General features: G+C 42.4%; 10 protein-coding genes. 5 read left to right on the top strand and 5 right to left on the bottom strand.

Annotated features, from left to right (window positions below; translation table 11 throughout):
- Positions 1–354 precede the first annotated feature (354 nt).
- The 3 genes from HW45_RS09720 to HW45_RS28775 form a co-directional block, all read right to left on the bottom strand.
- Complete coding sequence (locus HW45_RS09720) at positions 355–837, bottom strand: tetratricopeptide repeat protein (RefSeq protein ID WP_038226657.1); 483 nt, start codon at positions 835–837, stop codon at positions 355–357.
- Between the two features lie 17 nt (positions 838–854).
- On the bottom strand, positions 855–1,115 hold the full coding sequence (locus tag HW45_RS09715; protein ID WP_038226655.1) for a hypothetical protein: 261 nt from the start codon (positions 1,113–1,115) through the stop codon (positions 855–857).
- Positions 1,116–1,329: 214 nt separating this feature from the next.
- Positions 1,330–1,536: a DUF3297 family protein gene (locus HW45_RS28775; protein WP_081875830.1), complete on the bottom strand. Its 207-nt coding sequence runs from the start codon at positions 1,534–1,536 to the stop codon at positions 1,330–1,332.
- Here HW45_RS28775 and HW45_RS09710 point away from each other — a divergent pair.
- Positions 1,524–2,408: an MFS transporter gene (locus HW45_RS09710; protein WP_235225438.1), complete on the top strand. Its 885-nt coding sequence runs from the start codon at positions 1,524–1,526 to the stop codon at positions 2,406–2,408. The genes HW45_RS28775 and HW45_RS09710 overlap by 13 nt on opposite strands.
- Before the next feature lie 65 nt (positions 2,409–2,473).
- On the opposite strand, the gene HW45_RS09705 is transcribed toward HW45_RS09710, so the two are convergent.
- Both HW45_RS09705 and HW45_RS29725 read right to left on the bottom strand, forming a co-directional pair.
- Positions 2,474–2,971 carry a hypothetical protein gene (locus tag HW45_RS09705; RefSeq protein WP_038226653.1) on the bottom strand — a complete coding sequence of 166 codons (498 nt, stop codon included), beginning with the start codon at positions 2,969–2,971 and terminating at the stop codon, positions 2,474–2,476.
- Positions 2,972–3,121 (bottom strand): hypothetical protein, encoded by a 150-nt coding sequence (locus HW45_RS29725; protein WP_006070452.1) that lies wholly within the window; start codon positions 3,119–3,121, stop codon positions 2,972–2,974.
- Positions 3,122–3,414: 293 nt separating this feature from the next.
- On the opposite strand from HW45_RS29725, the gene HW45_RS09700 reads away from it, so the two are divergent.
- The 4 genes from HW45_RS09700 (at position 3,415) to HW45_RS09685 (ending at position 8,000) form a co-directional block, all read left to right on the top strand.
- The gene (locus tag HW45_RS09700) at positions 3,415–3,864 is read left to right on the top strand and encodes a hypothetical protein (RefSeq protein ID WP_038226650.1); all 450 of its coding nucleotides are present in this window, start codon (positions 3,415–3,417) and stop codon (positions 3,862–3,864) included.
- 15 nt (positions 3,865–3,879) lie between these two features.
- Positions 3,880–4,185 carry a PTS fructose transporter subunit IIB gene (locus HW45_RS09695; RefSeq protein WP_031494346.1) on the top strand — a complete coding sequence of 102 codons (306 nt, stop codon included), beginning with the start codon at positions 3,880–3,882 and terminating at the stop codon, positions 4,183–4,185.
- Between the two features lie 2 nt (positions 4,186–4,187).
- Entirely contained in the window at positions 4,188–5,300 is a 1,113-nt protein-coding gene (locus tag HW45_RS09690; RefSeq protein ID WP_038226648.1) for a PTS fructose transporter subunit IIC, read from the top strand.
- A 96-nt stretch (positions 5,301–5,396) separates the two neighbouring features.
- Positions 5,397–8,000 (top strand): glycoside hydrolase family 38 C-terminal domain-containing protein, encoded by a 2,604-nt coding sequence (locus HW45_RS09685; RefSeq protein ID WP_038226646.1) that lies wholly within the window; start codon positions 5,397–5,399, stop codon positions 7,998–8,000.
- The last annotated feature ends 2 nt before the right edge of the window (positions 8,001–8,002 follow it).

The following is an 8,002-nucleotide window of genomic DNA, read 5'->3' as shown; positions in this document are numbered from 1 at the left end:
CTACGCAGGGGATGTAGGATGAATAGTACGCACTAGCGTTATTCACTCAATAAATGTCGAAGGAAAATTTGTGGTTATGGGGAAAGATTACTTTCGTTGCACTACATTACTTGACAATTTAAATAGTATTATTCGCCAAATGAATATGAAACAAACCAATATTTATATAAATACCGAAATAATGTTAAGCTATTTACGAATAATATGATAATTTATATTTTTAGGCCACCAAATATACTAAACAAGCGCCATTCACTAATAATAGAATGGTAAATGACACTCGTTAAATTTGGAATAAATATCATATTCCTTTTCACAGCTTCGATAGAAACTTTTAATCTATTACGCTTGTTTTTACCAAGTTCTGTCGAGATCATCTGAATACAAAGAGATTGCTCGTTTATATTCCTTTATGGCTTCGCTATTGGTTGTCGATAACAAGAGATTCAATAGCAACTGAACAGCCTCTTTGTGCCGTCCTAAGTTGTACAAGCACATTGCATAAAATGGCTGGACTTCTTCTGCTTTTGGGTATTCAGACATAGTTTGTTCAAAGTAATGCAACGCCTCAACATATTCTCCTAAGCTTCTGTAGGTACAAGCTAAGCCAAACAATGTGTCAAAACGCTCTTGATTCGCTAACTTACCAAGTAATGCCGATTTATAATGTGGAATCGCGGATTTTTCTTTACCTTCATTATCGTATGACCATGCAATCTGCAAATGTGCAGAAGCAGCGTACAGTGGATCAACAAGTAAAGTTTCGAGGAGTTGACGAGAGTCTTGATGCTTTCCGGCTTTGCGAAGCGCTATGGCTTCTGAAATGACGGTGTTCATAGGGGAATAACGAGTCCTTATCTTTTATGTACTTCAGCCTTACCGCATCGGTCGCATCGATACAGTTGCTCATCATCAGGATAGTCGACTATTTCGATTTCGCGACTCGAAAACAGACTGATAAGTAACCCAAACAACGTGTTACGTGTCGAATCACTGGCAGCTTTTCGCTGAAGTTTTAACTCTGAGTTGGGGCTATAGACCAACAAATGTGGCGTTAGTTGATTACAATGGCGGCAGAGAAATGGGCGCGTCTGATAGTCGCTATAGAGCTCCATGACCTAACCTTCCTTGAGATCTCATTAGAACATTTCAATTTAACGTAATGTAGATAAGATAAATTAACATATCTTAATCTGAGTAATCGTAAGGAACTGTCACGGTAGACAAGGAATAGCGCAGAACTTGATGTGGAGTGGAAAGTGGAATATCAACACATAAAGACATCGGGCGATACCTCTATGTGTTGAACAAGCAACCGTGGTTAACGAATTAAACGTAGTACGCTTCCACAGTGCCTTTTAATTTGATTAGTATAGGTTGACCGCGACGATCCAGTGCCTTTGGTGAAGGGATTTTTACCCAACCTTCGCTGATGCAGTATTCTTCAACATCAGTACGCTCTTTACCGTTTAGGCGAATACCAATCTGGTGCTCAAAACACTCAGCTACGTGGTGTGGGCTGCGTGTTCTGGGGATTCTCTCTGAGCACTTTTATTCTTGGAACTCAATTAGCCTACGTCGGTCAATATCGATTCGCAGCAATAGAGAGTTGTGCAAACCCTTCCCAGCACGCCAGTGTTATCAGTTTGGTTTTGGTCGGTGGCATTGCAGCAGCATGGGTTGGTCCTGAACTGCTCAATTTGGGCCAGTTTATCCCAATGTTTGAGTCTGATTACGCTCGGGCATATGCTGCGCTAGGGACTTTAGAGATCGTTGGTGCTCTCATTCTAGCTATCGCAATGAAACCGCTAGAGATTCACGATAGCAGTAAAGATGTTGGTGAGGCACGCACCCTTTCACTTCTATTTAAACAGCCTCTACTTTGGCTCGCTATCGGTTCTGGACTTACCGCTTATGCGGTTATGGCTTTCTTAATGACCGCAACACCGCTTGCAATGTCAGGCCATGGACATGATATTCAAAGCGCTAAATGGGTCATTCAGAGTCATGTAATGGCAATGTACTTACCGTCATTAATCACTCCGCTGATCATTAAACGCATCGGTCTCTACAAGTTGATATCCTTAGGTTGCATTATATTCCTTGCTTGCATTGCCATAGCTCTACTAGGGCATTCCGTACATCATTACTGGTGGGCGTTAGTAGCGCTTGGTGTTGGTTGGAACTTCTTATTTATCGGAGGAACAACATTATTACCTCAAACATACAAGCCAAGTGAGCGATTCAAAGTGCAAGCCGTAAACGATTTCTCTATCACTGGATTTCAAGCGGCAGGTTCATTAGGAGCGGGATTCGTTCTCTATACTCAAGGCTGGGCGTGGATGTTGATTGCCTCACTGTTTCCTATCGCGCTGTTGTTTACCCTTAATTTAGTAGTTAAGAAATAACTCAGGTAAGCCACGTTTTCACATACAAAACTATATAAGGCCGTCGATGACGGCCTTATTCGTGCTTAACAATAGGTACCAAGTTGGCAATGAGAGTAGCTGGCGTGCATGTCATTGACTTTAACAAGACGTTGATTTACGTCGCCCTGCCCCGCCAATTGAATCTGGTACCAACGGTTGTATCGCTTTTCGTCGGAAGTAATACTATCGGCAACGTACTTAAGAACCTGATCATACGTAGCAACATTTTTTTCTGAAAACCGATAACTATCAATAACGTCCTGCCGCTTTTCACCCAGCTGTTTAGCTAACGCAACACGGTCTTTTTTCATCTCAGTATCTTTTTCAGTCACTAAAATGGCTAGATAGTAGTAGGTTAATGCCGCATCTAACTGGCTTTTGTTAGCCGTTAAAGTATCCAAATGATATTTCACGTCATTTTCATCGGGGGATTGCTTATCAAAGGAGGCGACAAAGTCTTCGCTGTCCAACGCATCCCTTGAAAAAGACCAATCGTAAGCCACCAGCAACCCCAAAATCACGGGTAGTATCCACTTTTTCATCTAGAGCACTCTTTCTACTTGTCCAGAACGATACTCGAAGCTCTCCTCAGCCTCGACCCAACACTCCACCATCTCACCTTCTAACTCAAGGCTTTCGCAGTCCTCTAACACGCCAAACTGACCACTGGTAAGCATCACGACAATATCCATATGCATTTCCTTATGCAGTATCTAGATATGATCAAAATTAGTCGCTATACCCCAACTCTTCAAGGGAACGAGACTAAAGTCTTATCGACTAACGGACTCAAATCAATCACACACCCTCAGAAAATCCATTACTTAAACTAATCCATAAAAATTATTAAAATGTATTTACTAATTGAAAGCAGAGTAATTATTTAAAGCTAAATTGTATTTGAGATCTCAATCACGGATATACTTTGAATTCAAATATAATTTAACCATCAATATGGAACTGGATAGATAAAATGAAACCAACAATGAAATTTAAACTAAAAGTTACGGAGTGCATCAAGCTGTTATTGCTTGCACTTCGTTCTTTTTGTTTGTTTTTCATACCACAATCTATTGATTCCGTAGATAAACTGACAAACGCATCTCAATCAGAACTCGCAACAGACGAGCTCAATCTTGCAGAGCAATACTCTAACTTATGGACTAAGAGCGCCGAACTCATCCCTCCATTTAGAGCAATTTCTCTTCCAATGGCAACAACTCGATTCAACCATGAATACATGTACGCTGTGCAACACGCTCGTCTACTACGTCTTGTATTGAGCTTTATTGCCATTGTAGGATTTACAGAGATTTTAAAAGCATGTCAGTACTCTGTACTTGAGAAAGCCTACGCTTTTCTTACATTAGTTGATAGAAACATCAAAAAACACACAACTAGCGTTATCGCAGTTGTGTGTTTTTTTTTACAATAAAAAGAGGATTACATTATGTTCATCGTGTGCGTTGCCGCTTGCCCTACTGGCGTAGCTCATACCTATATGGCCGCTGAAGCGCTTGAAGTTAAAGCCAAGGAATTGGGACTCGAAATAAAAGTCGAGACTCAAGGTAGTATGGGAGCTGAAAACGAAATTACTCCTGAAGATATTGCACGAGCTGACGCTGCTATTATCGCAGCTGATGTGGCAATAAATGGTGTTGAGCGTTTCGCTTCACTTCCTAAAATTGAATGCAAAGTAGCAGATCCAATTAAGCACGGCTCTGCTTTGTTTGAGGCGCTAACAGCGGAGGTGTAATTATGAGCCAGTTCAACGCAGGACAAAAATCAGTAGGTACTGAAATTAAGAATGCCATCATGACCGGTGTGTCATATATGCTCCCTTTCATCATTGCCGGTGCGGTACTGATGGGAATTGCTCGTATCGGTGCCTCGTTTTATGGTGTCGATAACATTTGGGATGGTAGTCATGCCGAGTCGGTACATCAACTAGTCAGACTGTTTCACGATTTTGACGGCTTCGGTGGTATGGCATTATCGCTAATGTTACCTGTTGTTGCGGGATACATCGCGTTTGCCATCGCTAATAAACCTGCGATAGCCCCAGGCATGATTGGTGGTTTGCTTGCCGGTAAAATCGGTACTGGTTTCCTGGGGGCGCTTGCAGCAGGCCTTCTCGCAGGTTATATCGTTAAGTATCTAGCAACCAAAATTAAGCTACCAAAGTCGCTAGCTTCTGCCGGACCAATCTTTATTATTCCTGTTGGCGGTACTCTGCTCGTTTGCGCACTAATGTCTTACATAATCGGCGACCCAATGGCGGCATTGAATAGAGGTCTAGAAACATGGCTACTCTCAATGTCTGACGGTAACAAAATCGTTCTTGCTGCGGTAGTGGGTGGCATGGTTGGCTTTGACCTTGGCGGTCCGATCAATAAAGCGGCAGTAACTACTGCTATGGCTCTATTAGCGTCTGGCATTTATGACCCAAATACAGCAGCCCAAGTCGCTATTATTATTCCGCCAATTGGCATTGGTGTTGCGACGTTAATCTGGAAATCTCGCTTTCCTGCATCACTTCAGGAAGCCGGGAAAGCCTCGACACTAATGGGGTTAATCGGTGTGTCAGAGGGCGCTATTCCCTTTGCACTGGCTAATCCAAAGATCATTGCAGTAAACGTTTTAGGCTCCGCCGTTGGTGCCGCTATGGCTGTAGGGTTAGGTGCTGTAAACAAAGCGCCAATCTCAGGTTTCTATGGTTGGCTTGCTGTTGAAAGCTGGTTTGTTTACGTCTTAGCAATTGCAACGGGCTCTGCCATTATTGCTGTAGGTTCCCTGTTAGTTTTCAACGGAGAACAAACGACAAAGCAAGACAAAACGGAAAACGCACCTAAGTTTACCGTTTCCCGTTAAACAAATTCTTCTTAGTTCAGGGCTAGTCACCTAGCCCTGAGATATACCTTCATTATAAAACTATTAGAGCCCATGCTCTGGGGTTAATCACGCCTTATGAAAACTATTCATTTAATTCAGCATACCCACTGGGATCGCGAATGGTATTTTACTGAGAACGATTCAAAAGCATTACTTTATTATTTTATGGACGATTTAATGTCCAATTTGGAACAAGATAATAATATAGGGCCTTTTGTATTAGATGCTCAAACCGTTGTATTAGACGACTATTTACAAGTTGCACCAGAACACAAAAAACGATTAGAAAAACTTATCAAAAGCCAGAGAATATTGATTGGACCTTGGTATACTCAAACGGACTTTCTCACCGTCAGTGCTGAGTCAATTACTCGTAACCTACTACTTGGAATGAGCGACTGTGAGAAATATGGTCAAGTGATGAAAATCGGCTATGTTCCTGATTCCTTTGGGCAAACAGAACAACTACCAATGCTGTTAAATCAATTCAATATTGATAGAGCAGTTCTATGGCGTGGTTGGTCTGAACGACTCGTCGCTAATACAGAATTTCAGTGGCAGAGCCAAGACGGGAGTGAGATAACAACAGCAGTCTTTCCATGGGGTTATGGGTGTTCAAAATGGCTACCTACTGACCCTAGGAGTTTTACCGAAGCTATTACATCCAATGCACGAAAGCAATGTCAGTTTACAGCGAGTGAGCACGTCATGCTTCCGAATGGCAATGACCAATCACCTTTTGAGTTTCAGGTAGTTGGCCTTCTTGATCATGCCAACCAAACCCAAGATGAATTTCACTTTGTGAACAGTTCTTTCGATGGCTATTTCGATGCACTTGCTACATCGGCGCCCACTCTAAATTGCTTCAAAGGTGAAATGCTCGATCCTAAGTATATGAGAATTCATCGTGGCATTTTCTCGACACGAATGGATATTAAGCTCGCGAACGAAAAGTTAGAAACCCTAGTCAGTCGTTATTTGGAGCCATTGCTGGCATTAAACTACACCAATGGACTGCCTTACCCACAAAATGCCGTTAATCAGATCTGGCGTGAAGCAATGAAAAGTCATGCACACGATAGTATCGGTGGTTGCAACTCAGACCGTGTAAATGCAATGGTTCTTAATCGTCTTTTGTCAGGCATCGAAACCGCTGAGCAATTGTTAGAACTCAACTTCAGAAAGCTAACGCAAGGTATTCAAGCTTATGTCGATGGCACAAAAATCGTAGTCTTCAATAGTGTTCCGAAAAAACGCGACAGTTTGGTTGAAGTTACCATCTACACCCCATCTGACCAATTTAAAATCGTCGATAGGCAAGGTAACGAACTGCAATATCAAATCATTGACGAATCACAACAAGATATGTCGACGATCATTCAGGAACTGTCGAATAACACAACAACAACTTGGTATAGAAAGATCTCCATGATGGTGAGTGTTAAGGATATCCCTGCATGTGGTTATACAACGATTTACCTTCAAGAAGATAAGCTAAGTTCAACTAACTCTGAAACAATCCGCCGCCAAGAATCAGTAATCAGTAACCAATGGTTCACACTTGAATACCAAACTAACGGTACACTGAATCTTATCGACCATAGGAATGGTGCTCAATACCCGAACCTGTTCGAAATCTGTGATGGTTCTGACGAAGGTGACAACTACAATTTTTCTCCACTCCTCAATGATTGGGTAATTAGCAGTAAGAGCGCCGAACACACCGTGTTTGTAGAAACAGGCGTATTAACGTCAACCATGACATTAAATTTCTCCATGGTGCTTCCTAAAAACCTTGATGAGAGAAAGCAACACGTCGCTTCAACTCGACTTCCTATTTCTCTCAAAATCACTCTACGTAACGACCGTCCTTCCATTGATGTAGACGTTGATTTAGATAACTGCGTTTTGGACCACCGTTTACAAATCAACTTCCCTACTGGCATTGAGTGCTCACAACACATGGCAGACCAACCATTTGGCTTGGTCACTCGAGAGAACGTACCGAGTGAGCTTGATATCTGGCAACAAGAATCGTGGACTGAAGCGCCCGTTGCTAACTATCCGATGCAATCAATGGTGCTACATCGTAATGCGTTGCGAGGGTTAGGTGTTGTCACAAAAGGATTACGCGAATACGAGTTTCATCAAGACACACCTAACTCTATTGCTATTACCCTACTACGCAGCGTTGGTTGGCTTGGACAAGCAAATCTCACTTATCGACCAGGTCGTGCCTCTGGTATGGTCCTTCCTGCTCCTGACTCTCAAATTCAAGGCCGTCATCAGTTCTCTCTTTCTCTGGTTCCTTTCTGTAGTGAAGAGGAAGCTGACTACTGGCAAACCGTTGAGTGTATCAATACACCCGTCATCAGCCATGTCGGCACTGACTGGGCAAGATTCAGACTCAACCCTACAACGTTTGTCGTCCCGGAATCACAAAGCCTGGTCGAATGGAACAATTCTCTGCACTTCAGCACATTAAAGAAATCTGAGCACTCAGAACAGATTATTTTACGTGCTTTCAACCCTACTTTATCTTCGTGCGAATTTGGCGATATTCAAACTCCTTACTCATACCAAAATGTTCAACTAGACGAACGTAGCCCAGTAGAACAAACGGCAGACATACCACCATGCCGACCAGTAACAATAAGCCTTGCAACCAAAGCACTATGAGA

This window comes from Vibrio sp. ER1A, from assembly GCF_000733315.1.
Taxonomy (GTDB): domain Bacteria; phylum Pseudomonadota; class Gammaproteobacteria; order Enterobacterales; family Vibrionaceae; genus Vibrio; species Vibrio mediterranei.
The sequence above is the reverse complement of the archived record's forward strand: the minus strand, read 5'-3'. Positions and strand labels throughout refer to the sequence as shown.

Excerpts from the sequence above, each read along its gene's own strand:
- HW45_RS29725 (WP_006070452.1), bottom strand. The coding sequence starts at position 3,121 with ATGGATATTGTCGTGATGCTTACCAGTGGTCAGTTTGGCGTGTTAGAG.
- HW45_RS09685 (WP_038226646.1), top strand. The coding sequence starts at position 5,397 with ATGAAAACTATTCATTTAATTCAGCATACCCACTGGGATCGCGAATGG.
- HW45_RS09715 (WP_038226655.1), bottom strand. The coding sequence starts at position 1,115 with ATGGAGCTCTATAGCGACTATCAGACGCGCCCATTTCTCTGCCGCCAT.
- HW45_RS09705 (WP_038226653.1), bottom strand. The coding sequence starts at position 2,971 with ATGAAAAAGTGGATACTACCCGTGATTTTGGGGTTGCTGGTGGCTTAC.
- HW45_RS09695 (WP_031494346.1), top strand. The coding sequence starts at position 3,880 with ATGTTCATCGTGTGCGTTGCCGCTTGCCCTACTGGCGTAGCTCATACC.
- HW45_RS09720 (WP_038226657.1), bottom strand. The coding sequence starts at position 837 with ATGAACACCGTCATTTCAGAAGCCATAGCGCTTCGCAAAGCCGGAAAG.
- HW45_RS09700 (WP_038226650.1), top strand. The coding sequence starts at position 3,415 with ATGAAATTTAAACTAAAAGTTACGGAGTGCATCAAGCTGTTATTGCTT.
- HW45_RS09690 (WP_038226648.1), top strand. The coding sequence starts at position 4,188 with ATGAGCCAGTTCAACGCAGGACAAAAATCAGTAGGTACTGAAATTAAG.